A 17,354-nucleotide genomic window follows, 5' to 3' on the forward strand; every position below is an offset into this window, starting at 1 on the left:
GTCTGCTGGGGTACGGTCTTGCCTATACCGCCGAAACTTCAGCCGCCGACGGTCCCCGCGCCACCCCCGGCGGCGCCGTCACGATCGACGTCAGCGCCGGCTCCGCCGCCTTCAGCCCGGCCAGATCCGGCCGTGGGCGCCGCAGTTCCTCATTGCCCGCGAACGCGGACTCCATCCCCTGCGCCGCCGCCAGCACCTCGCGATCGCCTCGGAACCGTCCCACGATCTGCAACCCGAACGGCATCCCCTGGTGATCCCGCCCGCAAGGCAGCGTCAGCGCCGGATGCGTGGTCAGCGTGATCACATACGTCAGCGCCAGCCAGCGATAATAGTTCTCCTGGCGCTTGCCGTTGATGGCCTCGGCATACAGCTGTGTCCACGGGAACGGCGACACCGGCGTGGTGGGCGACAGGATCAGGTCGTAGTCGTCGAAGGCGCGCTGGAAGCGCTTGATCAGGCGGGTCTGCTCGGCCTGCGCCCAGGCGCAGTCCTTCAGGCTCATGGCCGCGCCCATCTCGAAATTGGCGCGGGGGTTGGGGCCGAGGCTGGCCGGGTCTTTCTCGTAGGCCTCGCGCATGCCGGCCACGAAGGCTTCGGCGCGCAGCACGTCGAAGCAGCGGTGGGCCTCGCCGAAGTCGATCTCGATGGGATCGCAGGCCGCGAACAGGTGGCGCATGGCGGCGATCTTGGCGCGGAAGGTGGCGCGGATGCCGTCGTCCACGTCGCACAGCCCGAAGTCTTCCGTATAGGCGACGCGCAGGCGGCCCAGGTCGGCGTTGCCTGGCGCCAGGAACTGCAGCGGATCGAGCGGATAGCTCAGCGGGTCGCCGGCGTCTGGGCCGGCGCTGGCGGCCATCTGCAGGCAGGCGTCGGCCACCGTGCGGCCCATCGGGCCGACCACCGAGATCGGCGTCCAGCCCAGCGGCTTGCGCACGCTCGGCACCACGCCCGGCGACGGCCGGAAGCCGACCACGCCGCACTTGGCGGCGGGGATGCGCAGCGAGCCGCCGGTATCCGACCCGGTGCACAGCGGAAACAGGTCGCTGGCCAGCGCGGCGGCCGAGCCGCCCGAGGAGCCGCCGGCGTTCAGGTTCGGGTTGAAGGGATTGCCGGTCGCGCCCCATACGGTGTTGCGCGAGTTGGCGCCCGCGCCCATCTCGGGCACGTTGGTCTTGGCGGCCACGATGGCGCCGGCGTGGCGCAGGCGCGCCACCAGCGTGACGTCCTCGGTCGGCACGTGGTCCCGGTAGATCGGCGAACCGAAGGTGGTGAGCAGGCCGGCGGTGGGCTCCAGGTCCTTCACGCCCAGCGGCAGGCCGTGCAGCAGGCCCAACGTGTCGCCGGCCATCACCGCCTGCTCGGCGGCGCGCGCCTCGACGCGGGCGCGGTCGAAGGCGGTGGCGGTGACGGCGTTGATGTACGGGTTGACCGCCTCGATGCGTGCAATGCACGCCTCCAGCAGTTCCACCGGCGACAGCTGGCGCGCGCCGATCAGGCGCCGCAATTCCACCGCGGATAATGAGACGAGCGAATCGTCCAGGGTCATGAGAGCTTCCTTCAATCGATCTTGATGTTGGCGCGCTGCGCGACGTCGCGCATCTGCGGCAGTTCCTTCTGGATCAGCGCTTCGCCCTCGGCGGCGCTGGAGAAGGCCGCCTCGAAGCCTTGGGCTTCCAGGCTCTTGCGCACGTCGGGCGATTCGACCGTGGCGCGCAGGGCGGTTTCCAGTTTGGCCTTGACGTCCGCTGGCAGGCCGCGCGGCGCGGTGAACATCAGCCAGGTGTCCATGGCCACCGACGGATAGCCCTGTTCGGCGAAGGTCGGCACGTCAGGCAGGAAGGCCGAGCGGGTCGGGGCCGACACCGCCAGCACGCGCACCTTGCCCAGCTTGCTCTGCGGCAGCGCGGCCGCCACGGTGTCGACCGAGAACGGAATCTGGCCGCCGATCAGGTCGGTCATGGCCGGCGCGCTGCCCTTGTAGGGGACGTGGATCATCTTGATGCCGGCGGCGGCCAGGAAGGCCTCGCCGACGAAATGCGCGGTGGTGCCGGCGCCGAACGAGCCGTAGGCGGGCGGTTCCTTCTCGCGCGCCTTGGCGTAGGCCACCAGTTCCTTCAAGTCCTTGACCGGCACTTGCGGATTGGCCAGCAAGGCCAGCCCGGTGCGGCCCACGATGCCGAGCGGCTCGAAGCTCTTGACCGGGTCATACGGCAGCTTGGCCTGGATCGCGGGGTTGACCGTGAAGGTGGTGCCCGAGCTGACCAGCAGCGTGTAGCCATCAGGCGCGGCCTTGGCGACGTAGCCGGCGCCGATCGCGGTGCCGGCGCCCGCGCGGTTCTCCACCACCACCGTCTGGCCCAGTTCCTGGCCGAGCTTCTGCGCGATGACGCGGCCGAGCACGTCGGTCGCGCCGCCGGGCGGAAATGGCACCACCAGCGTGATGGGGCGGGTCGGATAGCCGGCCTGGGCGCTGGCTGGGGCGGGGGCGGCAAGGGCGCCAGCCAGGGTGACACCAAGGGCAATCAAGGCAGTCTTCATGTTCATGCTCGACGAGAGAGGTGGAAGGACGGCGCGTCGGTCGGCGCCTGGGGGGCGGCCGCGAGTCGTTGCCCGCGGCTCAGGAATCGGTCGTACTCTTCGGCCGGCACATACAGCCCGCCGGTGGTCCAGGCCAGATGCGTGGCGCGCGTCAGATGCGGCAGCAGACCGCGCTGGCGCAGCCACTGCTGCCCGGCCGGGCTGTCCAGCAAGTGGCGCGGCCCGGAAAACCCGGCCGCCGCCGACGGCTCGATGCGCAGGCCCTCGCTGTCATGCAGCCGCGCCAGATCGCCGTACAGGGCGTCGTCGGCGACGGTGTAGACGCCGGCCAGCGACTGGCCGACGGCGGCATACGCCAGGTCGGAGGCGCGCGGCACCGCCAGGCCGTCGGCCTCGGTCTGGTTGGTCAGGCCGATGTCGTAGACCGACGGCGGCACCGGCACGCCGGGCAACTGGCCATGGCCGGCCATCATGCGCAGCAAGAAGCAAGGCGACTGCACCGGTTCGGCGAAGAAGCAGTGCGCGTGCGCGCCGTACAGCAGCGACAGGCCGAAGGCGATGCCGCCGGGCGCGCCGCCCACGCCGCAGGGCAGGTAGACGAACAGCGGATGCTCGGCATCGACCACGATACCGGCCTGCGCGATCTGGTCGCGCAGCCGCAACGCCGCCGCCGCGTAGCCCAGGAACAGCGAGGGCGAGCGCTCGTCGTCGACGAAGTAGCCGCGCGCATCGGCCTGGACCTGGCGGCGGCCGGCGGCCACGGCCTTTTCGTAGTCGCCGGGGTGTTCCACCACCTCGACGCCCCGGGCGCGCAGGCGCGCCTTCTTCCATTCCTTGGCGTCGGCCGACATGTGCACGGCGGCGCGAAAACCCAGCGCCGAAGCGATCACGCCGATCGACAGGCCCAGGTTGCCGGTCGATCCGACGGCCACCTGGTATTGCGCGAAACAGGCGCGGGCCGCGGGCGTGGCGAGCTTGCGGTAGTCATCGCCGGGCGCGACCAGGCCTTGCGCCCACGCCAGCTTCTCGGCGAACTCCAGCACCTCATGAATGCCGCCACGCGCCTTGATCGAACCGGCCACCGGCAACGCGTGGTCGGCCTTGATCCACAGGCGTCCGCCATCCGGCGCCAGGCCCAGCGCCTGCTGCATGGCGGCGGCCTGGCGCAGCGGCGACTCGATCACGCCGGCCGAGGCTTCCAGTTCGGGGAACAACTGCGCCAGCAACGGCGCGAAGCGCGTGAAGCGGTCGTGGGCCGCCTGCACGTCGGCCAGGCCGAAGGGGACGCCGGTGTCGGCCGCGCCGCCATCGGGGCGGGTCCACAGCAGCGGTTGCGCCGCGCGCAACGCCTGCAATGAAAAAGCGGGAACGGAAGCCTGGGACGGGGTCATGCCTGCGTGTTCCATAGAGGGAGCGTCATGCAACGGTCACATCCTAGGCGGGGGCTCCGTATTGCGGCAATATGAATTGCTAGAATCATTCATTGCGTTTTACGCAAACCAAGGGCAAACCCGATGAACCCGCAAATTCTGCAGGAAATGGCCGTGCGCTACTTCCTGGAAGTGGCGCGCTGCGGCTCCGTCAGCGTCGCGGCGGAGCGGCTGGACGTGGCGCCGTCGGCGGTCAGCCGCCAGATCGCCCGGCTCGAACGCGAATTGGGCACCCTGCTGTTCGAGCGCCGCTCGCGCGGCATGGCGCTCAACGCCGCCGGCGAACTGCTGGCCGCCCACGCCAAGCGCGCGCACCAGGACGTGGAGCGCGTTGCCGGCGAGATCATGGGCCTGCGTGGCTTGCGCCAGGGGCTGGTGCGGGTGGTCTGCACCGAAGGCTTCGCGCATGACTTCCTGCCGGCCGCCATCGCCGTTTTCCGCCGGCAATACGCCGGCATCCGTTTTTCGCTGGACGTGTGCTCGCAACGCGAGGTGCCCGTCCGGGTGCGGGACGGCACGGCCGATATCGGCGTCACGCTCAGCCTGACCTCGCACCATGACGTACGGGTCGAGCTACGCATGCCGGCGCCGGTGCGCGCGGTGGTGGCGCCCGACCATCCGCTGGCGGGCCGGTCCGAGGTATCGCTGGCCCAGTTGATGGCCTATCCGCTGGCCTTGCCCGATGCCGATTCGACGCTGCGGCAACTGATCGACATCAGCTGCAGCCGCCAGCAGTTGTCATGCGAACCGATGTTCTCCAGCCGCAGCGTCGACGCGCTGGTGGCGTTCGCGGGCGCGGGCGGCGGCGTGGCGTTCTGCGGCGAACTGGCGATCCGATATCGCCTGCGCGCCGGGCAGGTGGTGGCCCTGCCGCTGCGCGACCGCGAAATGAACGAACGCCACTTCGAGGTGCAGACGCTGGCCGGACGCGTGCTGCCCGAGGCGGCCAAGGCCTTCATCGCCAGCCTGCGCGCGCAACTGCAAGCGGACGGCGGCGCGGCGCCGGCGCGTTGGCGGGAGAGCGGCGCGACGCCCGCGCCTTAGCGGAAGCGGGGCGCGGCGCCCGCGCCTTTATTGGGAGAGCGGTACGACGCCCGCGCAGTTAGTGCGAAAGCGGCGCGACACCAGCGCCTTGGCGCGGCGTCGCGATCATGCCGGCCTGGCGCGCGGCCAGCCAGGCGCGGCCCTTGGGCGTCAGCGTGGCCACGGCGGTCCCGGCGTCGCCGGCAGATCGGCGCGCCAGGTCCACCAGGCCGTTGCTGGTGGCGTCTTCCCAGGCCGACAGGCGCGGACACGAAGTGCGCCACGCCTCCATGATGTCGGCATAGGTGCGAGGGCGCTCGGCAACCCAGATCAGGAACTGCGTCAGGTTGCCCAATTGCGAGGCGCTGGCCTCGATGGCGGGGGTGTCGTCGGACATGGCGGGCTCCAGGCGCGAAGGGCTGGTTTTCACGATACTCCCGCGCCAGCGCCGCGGCCAGTTCCGAAAAGGCCTGTTCCCTGGCCAGTCCCGCGCGCATCCCGCGCCCACGGCCAGCAACGGCCATTGGCGGCCACCAGCGCCACGCGCTCAGGCGACCCGTGTCACGCTGTCGCCCGGCCGCGCCATCTCGTGATACAGGTCGTCCAGGTACGCCGCCAATTCGTCTTCCGCGACATCCGCCGGAATGACGATCTCGCCAGCGCGCACGCGCTTGCCCGCCACGGACTGGTAGACGGCCCATTGGCCAGCTTCGCGCTCGATGTCCAGTTGCAGGCGGCGGTAGATGTCGAATCGCATGATCGGCGTGGCGGGATCTCGATGGTGGCGCGCGTGGCGGCCCGGCTCGTGCCGCGCTCAGGCAGTCGCCGGGCCGATGAGCTTCTTCATCGACGGCGCCGCATGCAGCGTGTATTGCTCGCGTTCATAGAATGGAATCGCGTCGGGCCGGGCATCCAGGAACACCGCCCCCATCCCGCGAGCGCGGGCATCCGCCTCGGCGTAGGCCATCAGCGCGCGGCCGGCGCCGCTGCCTCGCACCGCCTCGTCGACCACCAGATCGTCCACATGCAGGTGCGGACCGCGCGCCAGCGTGTGCACGGGCCGCATGCCCATCACGCCGATCAGCCTGCCGTCGCGGTAGGCGCCGACCAGTTCGTAGCCGCCATGCGATTGCCGCCGCACGCGCTGCAGGAATTCGGCTTCATCGAGGGCGGTGCGCAATTGGCGGATCAGGGGAAAGGCCTGGGCCCAGGCGGACGGCTCGATTCTGTTGCAGATCACCATGATGTCTCCAGATAGTTTGGCGGCAGGCTACCATGACCCGGCCCCAAAAAGAGGAGCGGCCATGGAAGAAACATTGAACGGATTTCAGATCACGCGTGGCGCGTTGAAGGTGCAGGACGGCTACGTGCCGGTCATCGAGGTGCGGGGGCCGGCGCCCGACGGCCGCATCCTGCATGGCGCGGTGGCGGTGACCGAATACGGCGTGTTCGAGGATCAGGAAGAGGCCATCAACGCCGGTTGGACGATCCGGGTGCGGTCGATCGTGGCGCGCGCCGATGGGCTATCCATCACGATCGATGCGTGACGCGGGCAATCGCGGCGGATGCGGGTCGATGGCGGAAGATGGCGCCGTAATGGCGGCGAAATGCCGTCTCGCCAAGGGTGCCCGTGGCGGGCACGCCGCCCGTTGGCCAGGCGCGCAGAGAAAAAAATCCGGCCCGAAGGCCGGAAAAAATTACAACAACAAGCACAACAGCTCGCCGGCACGAGCCAGTGCGGTGAGAAATTTATCATGTATGAGATAAATAACAAGATGTGGTGTCCATAAGATGGACGCTTAATGGCCGATTTCCTCAAATAATGCCCCATTCGAGGGCGTTCCCGCGGAGCGGGCGGCATCGCTACCTCGTTCGCTCGCCGCGGCCCATCGTCTCAAACCACCCGCGTCACCGTCTTGCCGTCGCGGAACCAGCCATCCAGGTTGGCCAGCATCAGGTCCGCCATGGCCCGCCGGGTCTCGTGCGTGCCGCTGGCGATGTGCGGCAGCATCACCACGTTGTCAATCGCGTTCAAGGCGGCCGGCGTGGCCGGTTCATGCTCGAACACGTCCAGGCCCGCGCCGGCGATGGCGCCGCTTTGCAGCGCCTGGACCAGCGCGGCTTCGTCGACCACCGTGCCGCGCGCGATGTTGATCAGCCAGCCGCGCGGGCCCAGCGCCCGCAACACCTCACCATTGACCAGGTGGCGCGTGGCGCCGCCGCCCGGCACTGCCAGCACCAGGAAATCGCACTCGGCCGCCAGCGTCGTGATGTCCGGGCAATAACGGTAGTGCGTCGGCGCGTCCGCGCGCGGCTTGCGGTTGGTGTACAGGATGGGCATCTCAAATGCTTCGGCGCGCCGCGCGATCTGCAGGCCGATATTGCCCAGCCCGACGATGCCGCAGCGCTTGCCGCTCATGCGCGTGCCCAGGCCGAAGCCTTCTTGCGGCCAGCGGCCGGCGCGCACGAAGCGGTCGGCCTCGGCGATGCGCCGCGAGGCCGCCAGCATCAGCGCCAGCGCGGTGTCCGCCACGCAGGCATCGAGCACGCCCGGTGTGTTGGTGACCCGCACGTCGCGCGCCTGCGCCGCCGCCAGGTCGATGGTGTCGTAGCCCACCCCGAAACTGAATACGCCTTCCAGCGCCGGCAGCGCGTCGATCAGCTCGCGCGATGCGCCGAAGCGGCCGCTGGTGGCGATGCCGCGGATCGCCGCGCCGTGGTCGCGCAGCAGCGCCGCCTGGTCGGGGCTTTGCCACCAGCGGTGCACGCGGTAGCGCGACTCCAGTTCGGCGGTCAGTTCGGGCAGCAAGGGGCCCACCATCAGTAGGTCGGCGAGGGGCTGGGAAGCAGTCGTGGTCATGTCGGGTGTCATGGTTGTTGCAGCGACCCGCGGGCGCGGGATTCGCAAGAAAAGGGGCGGCGGCGGGACGACCGAAGAGGAAAGCCGTCTGCGCCGGGACGGACTGGGGACAAAAAAATGGGCGGTGCGCAACGCAGCGCCCTCGGGGCGCGTCATCGCATCGTGGGCGGTCGCTTCGCCCGCCCGATCATTGGGTCTGGATATGCCGTGTCTTGATGATCTCCCCGTAGCGCGCGCGTTCGCTGGCCGCCAGCGCCTGCAGTTCCTGCGGCGTCGAACCGTGCGCCAGCGCGCCCTGCGATTCGAGCTTGGCCTGCATCGTCGGGTCGCTGGCCACTTCGCGGATCGCGGCCGACAGCTTGTCGATCACCGCCTGCGGCGTGCCCGCCGGCGCTAGCACCGCCGTCCATGAGCCGGTCTGCGCGTTCCTGACGCCGGCCTCGTCGATGGTCGGCACGTCGGGCAGGGCGGGCGAACGCGTCGCGCCAGTCACCGCCAGCGCGCGCAGCTTGCCGGAGTTGACGTACGGAATGGTCTCCAGCACCGATGCGAACAGCATGTCGACGCGGCCCGCCATCAGGTCGGTCATGGCCGGGCCGCCGCCCTTGTAGGGCACGTGCATCAGGTCGGTGCCGGTGGCCTGCTGGAAGATCTCGCCCGACAGGTGCGGCGCGCCGCCGGTGCCGGAACTGGCGAAGGTGTGCTTGCCAGGTTGCGCGCGCGCCAGCGTCACCAGGTCCTTCACGTTCTTGGCGGGCAGGGTGGTGGGCACCACCAGCACGAACGGCAGGTCCGAGAACAGCGATACCGGCGCGAACGCGGTGGCCGGATCGGAATGCAGCTTGTAGATCCACGGATTGATCGCCAGCATGCCCGAATTGGCGAACAGCAGCGTGTAGCCGTCGGGGTTGGCGCGCGCCACCAGATCGGCGGCGATCTGCCCGCCGGCGCCGGGGCGGTTGTCCACCACCACCGATGCCGCCAGCTTGTCGCCCAGCGCCGCCGCCAGCAGGCGCGCCGAAATGTCGGTGCCGCCGCCCGGCGAGAACGGCACGATCAGGTTGATCGGGCGGTCCGGGAACGGCGCGGCCTGCGCCGCGGCGGGCAGGGCGCCACAGGCGGCCAGGGCCAGGGCCGCGGCAAGGAAGCGGCGGCGCGGGCGTGCGGAATTGCGTGTCTCCATGGTCTTCTCTTTGTAGTAGTGAGCGGCGCGGGCCGCGGAAAGTCGATGCTGCGATGGCACTCCTTTCGCGGGGCGGAAAAACGCGCCCCGGTGCTGCGGCCGAGTATAGGAACGCCGGCCGATGGATGACTATTCGAGCTATAAATAGCATTGATCAATTCAAGGATTGAATCGATGGAATTCCGCCAGCTCGAATGCTTCATCGCCGTGGCCGAGGAGCTGCACTTCGGCCGCGCCGCCCAGCGCCTGTGCATGACGCAGCCGCCGCTGTCGCGCCAGATCCAATTGCTGGAGCAGGACCTGGGCGTGACCCTGTTCGAGCGCAGCAGCCGCCAGGTCGAACTGAGCGCCGCCGGCCGCCGCTTCCTGCGCGACGCGCGCCACCTGCTGGAATACTCGGCCCGCGCCACCGCCAGCGCCCGCCGCACCGCCGGCGGCGACGCCGGCCACATCACGCTGGGCTTCACGGCGGTGGCCTCGTACCGTCTGATGCCATCGCTCATCATGCGGGCCCGCAAGCGGCTGCCGGGCGTGGAGATCCAGTTGCGTGAAACCGTCAGCACCGACCTGTCGCGCCTGCTGCTGGCGCGGGAACTGGACGCGATCCTGGCGCGCAGCGTGCCGCAGCAGGCCGGCATCGAGGCCCGCCTGATCGAGCGCGAGCCGCTGGTGCTGGCGCTGCCGGCGGATTCACCGCTGTGCGAACAGGAGGTGGTGCCGCTGCGGCTGCTGCAGGGCCAGCCCTTCGTGCTGTATTCGCCGCGCGAAGGCAAATACTTCTATGACCGCATCGTCGGCGCATTCGGATTGGCCGACGTGCAGCCCGACTACGTGCAGCGCGCCAGCCAGACGCATACCTTGCTGGCGCTGGTGCGGGCCGGACTGGGCGTGGGCATCGTGCCCGATTCGGCGCGCGAGCTGCGCCTGGAGGGGGTGGAGTTCCGGTCGCTGGGCCAGCGCGACCTGTATGCCGATATGTACCTGGCCTGGCATGCGCAGCACGACAACCCGGCGTTGGAGGCCTTCCTGCGGCAGGTGGCCGAGGTGCTGCCCCCCGCGCCCTGAAGGGAGCGACAGCCGGGGGCGCGCCCGGCGTGTCGCCGCCGTTCAACGCGACATGGCGTTCGCATCCCACTTCAGGCTCTCGATGATCCGCAGTCCGTCCCGGTGGCGCTGTTCGCCGGTCTCGCACGACTTGCAGATCGCGCCGACGTACAGGCCGTCGACCACCGTCTCGGCAAACACGCCCGACCGGTACTGGTGCCGCGCATCGGTCTCGACCCGGTACCAATCCCGATCGCCGATCCGCACCCGCTCCAGCGGCTGGCGGATATCGGCATCGGGACTGGTCGCGCGCAGCACCGCGCGCAACCGGAAATAGCGCTTGAGCGGCGAGGCGTAAAGCGCTTGCAAGCGGGCGTCATCGTCGTCGCCTTCGAGCGGCTTGGCTTGCATCAGCAGGGTGCAGGTTTCCTGCGTCTGTTCGCAGGCCTCGCTTTCGCAGACCAGTTGCACGCGCCGCATGCCGCTGCGCGAGACCTCGCCTTGTGGCGAGCCGTCCACCACCCAGCCCTCTGGCAGCTGCACCGACAGGCCATGCGGCAGATCGAGGGTGCCGGCGGAAGCGGCCGGCGCCAGCGCGCCAAGCGCCGCGCACAGGGCCGCCAGGCGGATCAAGGCCGGCCCGCTCATGGCGTACCCCCGCGCTGGCGATGATCGCCGCCCGCGCCGCCCGTGAGGGTGCGTTCGAACAGCGCCAACTGCTCCGCGTCCAGCGCGCGTCGGGGCAGGATCAGCGGTTCGCCCTCCCGCCGCATCAGGATCAGGTGTTCGCCTTGCCGCTCGACCCGGTCGAAGCCGGCCGTCGCGAAGCTGTTGACCCAACCGTCCTGCCAGACCTCGAGCCGATCGTCATACAGCCGCGCCTCGTGTTCCTCGGCCGGCATGCGCCGGTGCATCTGCCCGGCCAGCTTGTACGCGTGGCGGCGCCGGGACCAGGGATGCAGCAGGATGATGACGGCCAGGATGGCCCAGAACCCCGGCGTGATCTTCCAGAAACTGTCCGTGAACATCTCGCCGAACAGCGGCCAGGCATAGCGCAGCGGCACCCGCTCGGGATCCAGCAGCCACAGCAGCACGAATATCAGCGGCACCAGCAGGGCGGTCAGCGCGAAGGCCAGCAGGAAACCGCGCCGGCGGCGCCGCCGCATGCCGGGACGTTCGATCTGCCACGAGATCGCGGCGGCCCGGTCTTCCTGGTTCAGCAGGAAGCGCGTCGTCAGCAGCGGCGCCGCGGCCTCGGGCGCCTGCCGCGCTTGCGGCGGGTGCTGCGTCGCGTCCGGAGCGCCGGCGTGGCAGGATGCGGCCCACGCCTTGATGCGCGCCACCTGCTCGTCGGATAGCGCCTGTCGCGGCAGGGCGTACACGTCCTCGATGTTGCGCAACTGGATGAACAGGTGGCCGGGCGCCTCGGCAAGCCCCTGGATGCGCGAGCACGCCATGGCCGTCTTGCGTCCCGGCAGGGTGACGGTAAGCCCGCCAGGCTGAAAGCAATAGAGCGGGTGGATGGTCTGGTCGAGCCCTTCGTCGCGGCACCAGCGCGCCAGGCGCCCGCGCACGATCGCCGGATGGCGGAAGTAGTAGATCAGCACCGGGATGGCCACGACCAGGATGGGCACGCCGTCCAGGCCGGACAGGTCGTGAAAGAAGCGCGAGAGGAACGGGCCGAAGCCCTGCTCGCCGCTATCGCGCCAGGAAGAGAACCCCAGCATCCCCAACAGCGCCAGCACCACCCACGCCAGGAGGTACAGCGCGCGCCGCCGGGCGGCCCCGAACATGTCCGCGTAGCTGAACAGCGCGGCCGCGATGCGGTCCTGCAGCGTGATCGGCGCGGTCAGCGAGAAACCGTCGGCCGGCATCGCGCCGGGCGCGTCGTTCGGGGGCGCAACGGGCGGCGTCAGCGTGCCGTCGGCAGCGGTGCTCGGCTCGGGCATGGGGTCTCCGTCAAGGGGGTGATCCGCAATTTAGCATTGCTGCGGGGCGAGACGAGCCGAGACGGAACTAGGCTAGGCGGGACGGGGAGAGGCGCGGCGGGGAGAGGCAGGGCGCGATGAGGCAGGGCGCGATGAGGCAGGGCGAGGCGAGGAGGCGAGGCAACGCGAGGCAAGGCAACGCGAGGCAAGGCAACGCGAGGCAGGGCAACGCGAGGCAAGGCAACGCGAGGCAAGGCGCGCGACCAAGCGCGCGCCGCCGCTGTCAGGCCGGCATCTTCTTCTTGCCCAGCAGCGCCAGCGTCAGCGCGCGGCCACGGCTCATGAAGGGATACAGCGCCGCCGACAGGCATGGGCGGCGGAAGATGGCCGCATTGATCTGGTTGAACAGGTCGCTGTCGGAACTGAGCAGCGCCAGCCGGTTGATGCAATCGGCGCCCCAGTAGATGTGCCCCTCCAGCCGCAGCAGCATGCCGTCGTTCAGGTCATAGCCACGGTCGCGGAAATACGCCACCAGTTCGGGATGCTGGCGCATGTCGAGCAATTCGACCGGGCCGACGGCCTTGCGCAACTGCACCATCCGCACGTAGTTGGTGCAGAACGGGCAGTCGCCGTCGTACAGCAGGAAGTTGCGGGGCGCGGTATCCGTATCCATGACGTACAGCTTACCAGCGGCGGGCGTCGCTTGCTTGGGGTGCCGGGATGCCGCCGACGCACGATTGGAAGCGGCGCATGACTCGCGCGCCGCCATGCGCCAGCGGCGCGCGCAGCCATGCGGCGCGGTGACGGCCCGCAGTCATGGTGGGGAGGTGTGTGGGTCGCAGGCATGCGCGTAGGGATAGGGCGCAGGAACAGGCCGCTGGGATCGCGCGCCGCGATGCGCAGCCTGCCGCTCAGGCCTGCTCATCCGCCCACGCCAGCGCCATGGCGTAATCGCGCACGTCCGCCGGCCATGCGGCCACCTGCCGCGTGAAACCCGCGCGATCATCGGCATACAGCGCCCGCGTGGCCTCCTCGAAGCCCGGCAGGTTGCCGCCCATGCTCGACATGAAGTGATACGCCGCTTCCTGCCGCTGGCGCCGCTGGTCGCGCGCCTCGTTGTCGCGGCGCGCCTGTTCCACCAGTTTGCGCAGCGCCACCGACGCGCCGCCCGGCTGCGCCGCCAGCCAGTCCCAGTGGCGCGGCAGCAGCGTCACCTCGCGTGGCACCACGCCCAGCTTGGGCCGTCCGCGCCCGCGCGGGGCGGCGTCGGCGCCGTCCGCTTCCTCGGCGGGCGCGGGCGCGGCATCGGCCGGCGCCTGATAGCGCGCGCGGATGTCGGCGTCAGCGCCGCGCAGGTCCAGGTCGACCTGCTTGCCGGTATGGTCGTCGAACACCAGGATCGCGCCGTCGCCATGACGGTTGGCGTGACCGTCATGGACCTGCTTGACGGCAAGGGCGACCTCGGCAAGCGCGCCACGCGCCAGCAGGCGGTGGCCTTCGAAAGCGGTATGGGGAAGGAGAGGTTGGGTCATGGCGTACAGGGGTTTTATTTACCCGGATAAATTTAATGACTGGCATTGTGCGGCTTGCCAAAGCGCTTGTCAATATGATCCGGGTAAAAATAGTGCAAGGTCGCAACGCCTATTGAAAAAAGTCGCAAAAATTCCGTCCCGACCTAGGGTCAACACCTAGTCAAAACACGTCAGCGGCGTATAATCTTGCTTTGCGCCCGGAGTTACCCATGCGTCTCGTTCAAAAAGCGCTCACCTTCGACGATGTGTTGTTGGTGCCTGCGTATTCCGAGGTGTTGCCGCGCGACACCTCCCTGGCCACGCGCCTCACCCGCAACATCTCCCTGAACATCCCCCTTGTGTCCGCCGCCATGGACACGGTCACCGAATCCCGCCTGGCGATCGCCATGGCCCAGGAAGGTGGCATCGGGATCATCCACAAGAATCTGTCCGCCGACGCCCAGGCCCGTGAAGTCGCCCGCGTCAAGCGCCACGAATTCGGCATCGTGATCGATCCGGTCACCGTCACCCCCCAGATGAAAGTGCGCGACGCCATTGCGTTGCAGCGCCAGCATGGCATCTCGGGCCTGCCGGTGGTGGAAGGGCGCAAGCTGGTCGGCATCGTCACCAACCGCGACCTGCGCTTCGAAGAGAACCTGGACCAGCCCCTGCGCAACATCATGACGCCGCAGGAACGCCTGGTCACCATGAAGGAAGGCGCCACGCTCGATGAAGCGCAGGCCCTGATGCACAAGCATCGCCTGGAACGCGTGCTCATCGTCAACGACGGTTTCGAGCTGCGCGGCCTGGCCACCGTCAAGGACATCGTCAAGAACACCGAGCACCCGCTGGCCAGCAAGGATGCCCAGGGCCAGTTGCGCGTCGGCGCCGCGGTCGGCGTCGGTGGCAACACCGAAGAGCGCGTTGAAAAGCTGGTCGCCGCCGGCGTCGACGTGCTGATCGTCGATACCGCCCACGGCCACTCCAAGGGCGTGCTGGAAGGCGTGCGCTGGGTCAAGCAGAACTACCCCAAGGTCGAAGTCATCGGCGGCAACATCGCCACCGCCGCCGCCGCGCGCGCGCTGGTGGAATATGGCGCCGACGGCGTCAAGGTCGGCATCGGCCCCGGCTCGATCTGCACCACCCGTATCGTCGCTGGCGTTGGCGTGCCGCAGATCCACGCGATCTCCGAAGTCGCCAAGGCGCTGGAAGGCACGGGCGTGCCGCTGATCGCCGACGGCGGCATCCGCTACTCGGGTGACGTCGCCAAGGCCCTGGCCGCCGGCGCGTTCTCCTGCATGATGGGCGGCATGTTCGCCGGCACCGAAGAAGCGCCGGGCGAAGTGGTGCTGTTCCAGGGCCGTTCGTACAAGTCGTACCGCGGCATGGGCAGCCTGGGCGCCATGACGGAAGGCTCGGCCGACCGCTACTTCCAGGACCCGGCCAACAACGCCGACAAGCTGGTCCCCGAAGGCATCGAAGGCCGCGTCCCCTACAAGGGCAGCGTGCTGGCCATCATCTACCAACTGGTCGGCGGCATCCGCGCCTCCATGGGCTACTGCGGCGCCGCCACCATCGACGACATGCGCACCAAGGCCGAATTCGTGGAAATCACCTCCGCTGGTGTCCGCGAATCCCACGTGCACGACGTACAGATCACCAAGGAAGCGCCCAACTACCGCGCCGACTGATCCCCGTACAGTCAACTACAATGTCATGCATCACGCACCGGCAGAACCGCAAAATCAGTCAGCGGGTCTGCCGGTGCGGTTTTATTTACAGCGATTTCATTCCTTACCGGTAGAGTCTCCATGCACCAGCGCATCCTCATTCTCGACTACGGTTCGCAAGTCACCCAACTGATCGCCCGCCGCGTGCGCGAAGCCGGCGTCTACTCCGAAGTGCACCCGGGCGACGTCGACGATGCCTTCATCCGCGACCAGATGGCGCAGGGCCTGAAGGGCATCATCCTGTCGGGCAGCCACGCATCGGCCTACGAAGAAGGCTCCATGCGCGTGCCGCACGCCGTGTTCGAGCTGGGCGTGCCCGTGCTGGGCATCTGTTATGGCATGCAGTCCATGGCGCAACAGCTGGGCGGCGTGGTCAGCTTCTCCGACCACCGCGAATTCGGCTACGCCGAAGTCCGCGCCCACGGCCACACCAAGCTGCTGGAAGGCCTGGAAGACTTCACCACGGACGAAGGGCACGGCATGCTCAAGGTCTGGATGAGCCACGGTGACAAGGTCACCGAGCTGCCGCCGGGCTTCAAGCTGATGGCCTCCACGCCGTCCTGCCCCATCGCCGGCATGGCCGACGAAGATCGCCGCTTCTACGCCGTGCAGTTCCACCCCGAAGTCACGCACACCGTGCAAGGCAAGGCCATGCTGGCCCGCTTCGTCAACGAGATCTGCGAATGCCAGGGCGACTGGAACATGCCCGACTACGTCGCCGAAGCCGTCGCCCGCATCCGCGAGCAGGTCGGTGAAGACGAAGTCATCCTCGGCCTGTCCGGCGGCGTCGACTCGTCGGTGGCCGCGGCCCTGATCCACAAGGCCATCGGCGATCAATTGACGTGCGTGTTCGTCGACCACGGCCTGTTGCGCCTGGACGAAGGCAAGCAGGTCATGCAGACCTTCGCCGAGAACATGGGCGTCAAGATCATCCACGTCGACGCCACCGCCCAGTTCATGGGCAAGCTGTCCGGCGTGGCCGATCCCGAAGCCAAGCGCAAGATCATCGGCCGCGAGTTCGTGGAAGTGTTCCAGGAACAAGCCGGCAAGCAGAAGAGCGCCAAATGGCTGGCCCAGGGCACCATCTACCCCGACGTCATCGAATCGGCCGGCGCCAAGACCGGCAAGGCCACCTCGATCAAGTCGCACCACAACGTCGGCGGCCTGCCGGACACGCTGAACCTGAAGCTGTTGGAACCCCTGCGCGAACTGTTCAAAGACGAAGTCCGCGAACTGGGCGTGGCCCTGGGCCTGCCGCCGCAGATGGTCTACCGCCATCCCTTCCCGGGCCCGGGCCTGGGCGTGCGCATCCTGGGCGAAGTCAAGCATGAATACGCCGAGTTGCTGCGCCGCGCGGACGCGATCTTCATCGAAGAACTGCGCAACACCAAGGACGAGGCCAGCGGCCTGACCTGGTACGAGCTGACCTCGCAAGCCTTTGCTGTGTTCCTGCCGGTGAAGTCGGTGGGGGTGATGGGGGATGGTCGCACCTACGAATATGTCGTGGCGCTGCGGGCTGTGCAGACGTTCGACTTCATGACGGCGGATTGGGCGCCGCTGCCGCATCCGTTGCTGGCTCGGATTTCCTCGCGGATTATTAATGAGGTGCGGGGGATTAATCGGGTGGTGTATGACGTGTCGAGCAAGCCGCCTGCGACGATTGAGTGGGAGTGATCCCGCGTCCGGCAGAGATCGGCACAAAATAGTAGAAAAGCGAGTCTGAGCCCGCGCAACTGCGGGCTTTTTTCCATCTTTGATTTGGCGTTGCCTGACAGGGTTTTGCATCGCCAATCTGTGCCTTCACCGCCTTGAGATCCATAACCCTTTGGGTACCAGATGGTAAACTTGGCCAAACTTTGGAAGACTTTTCTATGCGGTACCACTTGAGCTGCCCGACATGAACCAACCCGAAGATGAAATTCTCACGCTGGATGAGGTTGCGGTCTATCTCAAGGCAGGGAAGAAGACCGTATACCGGCTAGCTCAGCAGGGCGAGATACCGGGATTCAAGCTGGGCGGCACCTGGCGGTTTCCTCGCAGTGAATTGGATCGCTGGATTGCTGCGCAGATTGCCGAAAAAACGCAGGACAAAACATGAGTACCCCAC

The 17,354-nt window shown here is 68.3% G+C and carries 18 protein-coding genes; 6 read left to right on the forward strand and 12 right to left on the reverse strand.

Annotated elements, in window-relative coordinates:
- Window positions 1-22 precede the first annotated feature (22 nt).
- The 3 genes from AruCF_RS11400 to dsdA are packed head-to-tail and all read right to left on the reverse strand — an operon-like array spanning window position 23 to window position 3,929.
- Window positions 23-1,546, reverse strand: a complete 1,524-nt coding sequence (locus AruCF_RS11400) for an amidase (protein WP_049073332.1) — start codon at window positions 1,544-1,546, stop codon at window positions 23-25.
- A gap of 11 nt (window positions 1,547-1,557) precedes the next feature.
- Window positions 1,558-2,544: a Bug family tripartite tricarboxylate transporter substrate binding protein gene (locus tag AruCF_RS11405; protein WP_049073333.1), complete on the reverse strand. Its 987-nt coding sequence runs from the start codon at window positions 2,542-2,544 to the stop codon at window positions 1,558-1,560.
- Window positions 2,541-3,929 (reverse strand): D-serine ammonia-lyase, encoded by a 1,389-nt coding sequence (gene dsdA, locus AruCF_RS11410; RefSeq protein WP_049073334.1) that lies wholly within the window; start codon window positions 3,927-3,929, stop codon window positions 2,541-2,543. Before dsdA ends, AruCF_RS11405 begins: the two co-directional genes overlap by 4 nt.
- A gap of 123 nt (window positions 3,930-4,052) precedes the next feature.
- Between dsdA and AruCF_RS11415 the strand changes: the two genes are divergently transcribed.
- Window positions 4,053-5,012, forward strand: coding sequence for a LysR family transcriptional regulator (locus tag AruCF_RS11415; protein ID WP_049073335.1), 960 nt, complete (start codon window positions 4,053-4,055; stop codon window positions 5,010-5,012).
- Between the two features lie 58 nt (window positions 5,013-5,070).
- Here the strand turns inward: AruCF_RS11415 and AruCF_RS11420 are convergent, their stop codons facing one another.
- From AruCF_RS11420 to AruCF_RS11430, 3 genes are all read right to left on the reverse strand, one after another.
- Window positions 5,071-5,388 carry a hypothetical protein gene (locus tag AruCF_RS11420; RefSeq protein ID WP_049073336.1) on the reverse strand — a complete coding sequence of 106 codons (318 nt, stop codon included), beginning with the start codon at window positions 5,386-5,388 and terminating at the stop codon, window positions 5,071-5,073.
- A gap of 150 nt (window positions 5,389-5,538) precedes the next feature.
- Window positions 5,539-5,748: a DUF7661 family protein gene (locus AruCF_RS11425; RefSeq protein ID WP_006387073.1), complete on the reverse strand. Its 210-nt coding sequence runs from the start codon at window positions 5,746-5,748 to the stop codon at window positions 5,539-5,541.
- Between the two features lie 57 nt (window positions 5,749-5,805).
- On the reverse strand, window positions 5,806-6,234 hold the full coding sequence (locus tag AruCF_RS11430) for a GNAT family N-acetyltransferase (RefSeq protein WP_174655155.1): 429 nt from the start codon (window positions 6,232-6,234) through the stop codon (window positions 5,806-5,808).
- 61 nt (window positions 6,235-6,295) lie between these two features.
- Here AruCF_RS11430 and AruCF_RS11435 point away from each other — a divergent pair, with 61 nt between their 5' ends.
- Window positions 6,296-6,538, forward strand: a complete 243-nt coding sequence (locus AruCF_RS11435) for a hypothetical protein (protein ID WP_049073338.1) — start codon at window positions 6,296-6,298, stop codon at window positions 6,536-6,538.
- Between the two features lie 347 nt (window positions 6,539-6,885).
- On the opposite strand, the gene AruCF_RS11440 is transcribed toward AruCF_RS11435, so the two are convergent.
- Window positions 6,886-7,851 carry a 2-hydroxyacid dehydrogenase gene (locus AruCF_RS11440; protein WP_049073339.1) on the reverse strand — a complete coding sequence of 322 codons (966 nt, stop codon included), beginning with the start codon at window positions 7,849-7,851 and terminating at the stop codon, window positions 6,886-6,888.
- 187 nt (window positions 7,852-8,038) lie between these two features.
- Window positions 8,039-9,034 (reverse strand): Bug family tripartite tricarboxylate transporter substrate binding protein, encoded by a 996-nt coding sequence (locus tag AruCF_RS11445; RefSeq protein WP_049073340.1) that lies wholly within the window; start codon window positions 9,032-9,034, stop codon window positions 8,039-8,041.
- Window positions 9,035-9,208: 174 nt separating this feature from the next.
- Here AruCF_RS11445 and AruCF_RS11450 point away from each other — a divergent pair, with 174 nt between their 5' ends.
- Entirely contained in the window at window positions 9,209-10,099 is an 891-nt protein-coding gene (locus AruCF_RS11450) for a LysR family transcriptional regulator (RefSeq protein WP_049073341.1), read from the forward strand.
- Between the two features lie 42 nt (window positions 10,100-10,141).
- On the opposite strand, the gene AruCF_RS11455 is transcribed toward AruCF_RS11450, so the two are convergent.
- The 4 genes from AruCF_RS11455 to AruCF_RS11470 form a co-directional block, all read right to left on the reverse strand.
- A complete protein-coding gene (locus AruCF_RS11455; protein WP_049073342.1) occupies window positions 10,142-10,726 on the reverse strand; it encodes a hypothetical protein in 585 nt (194 codons plus the stop codon).
- A complete protein-coding gene (locus AruCF_RS11460; RefSeq protein ID WP_049073343.1) occupies window positions 10,723-12,027 on the reverse strand; it encodes a YcxB family protein in 1,305 nt (434 codons plus the stop codon). The genes AruCF_RS11455 and AruCF_RS11460 overlap by 4 nt, the downstream gene beginning before the upstream one ends.
- A 262-nt stretch (window positions 12,028-12,289) precedes the next feature.
- Window positions 12,290-12,679, reverse strand: a complete 390-nt coding sequence (locus AruCF_RS11465) for a DCC1-like thiol-disulfide oxidoreductase family protein (protein WP_006387081.1) — start codon at window positions 12,677-12,679, stop codon at window positions 12,290-12,292.
- 238 nt (window positions 12,680-12,917) lie between these two features.
- Window positions 12,918-13,538, reverse strand: a complete 621-nt coding sequence (locus AruCF_RS11470) for a DUF2239 family protein (RefSeq protein WP_049073344.1) — start codon at window positions 13,536-13,538, stop codon at window positions 12,918-12,920.
- A 209-nt stretch (window positions 13,539-13,747) separates the two neighbouring features.
- Here AruCF_RS11470 and guaB point away from each other — a divergent pair, with 209 nt between their 5' ends.
- The 3 genes from guaB to mads1 all read left to right on the forward strand — a co-directional run bounded on the left by guaB (window position 13,748) and on the right by mads1 (window position 17,345).
- Window positions 13,748-15,208: an IMP dehydrogenase gene (guaB, locus tag AruCF_RS11475; protein ID WP_049073345.1), complete on the forward strand. Its 1,461-nt coding sequence runs from the start codon at window positions 13,748-13,750 to the stop codon at window positions 15,206-15,208.
- A gap of 120 nt (window positions 15,209-15,328) precedes the next feature.
- The gene (gene guaA, locus AruCF_RS11480) at window positions 15,329-16,921 is read left to right on the forward strand and encodes a glutamine-hydrolyzing GMP synthase (RefSeq protein WP_049073346.1); all 1,593 of its coding nucleotides are present in this window, start codon (window positions 15,329-15,331) and stop codon (window positions 16,919-16,921) included.
- A gap of 223 nt (window positions 16,922-17,144) precedes the next feature.
- Window positions 17,145-17,345, forward strand: a complete 201-nt coding sequence (mads1, locus tag AruCF_RS11485) for a methylation-associated defense system helix-turn-helix domain-containing protein MAD1 (RefSeq protein WP_049073347.1) — start codon at window positions 17,145-17,147, stop codon at window positions 17,343-17,345.
- Window positions 17,346-17,354: the final 9 nt, after the last annotated feature.

The sequence above is a fragment of the Achromobacter ruhlandii genome (assembly GCF_002082135.1).
In the GTDB taxonomy this organism is placed as follows: Bacteria; Pseudomonadota; Gammaproteobacteria; order Burkholderiales; family Burkholderiaceae_B; genus Achromobacter; species Achromobacter ruhlandii.

Coding starts and splice junctions, on each gene's coding strand:
- AruCF_RS11460 (WP_049073343.1), bottom strand. CDS start 12,027: ATGCCCGAGCCGAGCACCGCTGCCGACGGCACGCTGACGCCGCCCGTT.
- guaB (WP_049073345.1), top strand. CDS start 13,748: ATGCGTCTCGTTCAAAAAGCGCTCACCTTCGACGATGTGTTGTTGGTG.
- AruCF_RS11450 (WP_049073341.1), top strand. CDS start 9,209: ATGGAATTCCGCCAGCTCGAATGCTTCATCGCCGTGGCCGAGGAGCTG.
- AruCF_RS11430 (WP_174655155.1), bottom strand. CDS start 6,234: ATGGTGATCTGCAACAGAATCGAGCCGTCCGCCTGGGCCCAGGCCTTT.
- AruCF_RS11415 (WP_049073335.1), top strand. CDS start 4,053: ATGAACCCGCAAATTCTGCAGGAAATGGCCGTGCGCTACTTCCTGGAA.
- AruCF_RS11435 (WP_049073338.1), top strand. CDS start 6,296: ATGGAAGAAACATTGAACGGATTTCAGATCACGCGTGGCGCGTTGAAG.
- AruCF_RS11445 (WP_049073340.1), bottom strand. CDS start 9,034: ATGGAGACACGCAATTCCGCACGCCCGCGCCGCCGCTTCCTTGCCGCG.
- guaA (WP_049073346.1), top strand. CDS start 15,329: ATGCACCAGCGCATCCTCATTCTCGACTACGGTTCGCAAGTCACCCAA.
- AruCF_RS11470 (WP_049073344.1), bottom strand. CDS start 13,538: ATGACCCAACCTCTCCTTCCCCATACCGCTTTCGAAGGCCACCGCCTG.
- AruCF_RS11405 (WP_049073333.1), bottom strand. CDS start 2,544: ATGAACATGAAGACTGCCTTGATTGCCCTTGGTGTCACCCTGGCTGGC.
- AruCF_RS11465 (WP_006387081.1), bottom strand. CDS start 12,679: ATGGATACGGATACCGCGCCCCGCAACTTCCTGCTGTACGACGGCGAC.
- AruCF_RS11425 (WP_006387073.1), bottom strand. CDS start 5,748: ATGCGATTCGACATCTACCGCCGCCTGCAACTGGACATCGAGCGCGAA.
- dsdA (WP_049073334.1), bottom strand. CDS start 3,929: ATGACCCCGTCCCAGGCTTCCGTTCCCGCTTTTTCATTGCAGGCGTTG.
- AruCF_RS11400 (WP_049073332.1), bottom strand. CDS start 1,546: ATGACCCTGGACGATTCGCTCGTCTCATTATCCGCGGTGGAATTGCGG.
- AruCF_RS11455 (WP_049073342.1), bottom strand. CDS start 10,726: ATGAGCGGGCCGGCCTTGATCCGCCTGGCGGCCCTGTGCGCGGCGCTT.
- mads1 (WP_049073347.1), top strand. CDS start 17,145: ATGAACCAACCCGAAGATGAAATTCTCACGCTGGATGAGGTTGCGGTC.
- AruCF_RS11420 (WP_049073336.1), bottom strand. CDS start 5,388: ATGTCCGACGACACCCCCGCCATCGAGGCCAGCGCCTCGCAATTGGGC.
- AruCF_RS11440 (WP_049073339.1), bottom strand. CDS start 7,851: ATGACCACGACTGCTTCCCAGCCCCTCGCCGACCTACTGATGGTGGGC.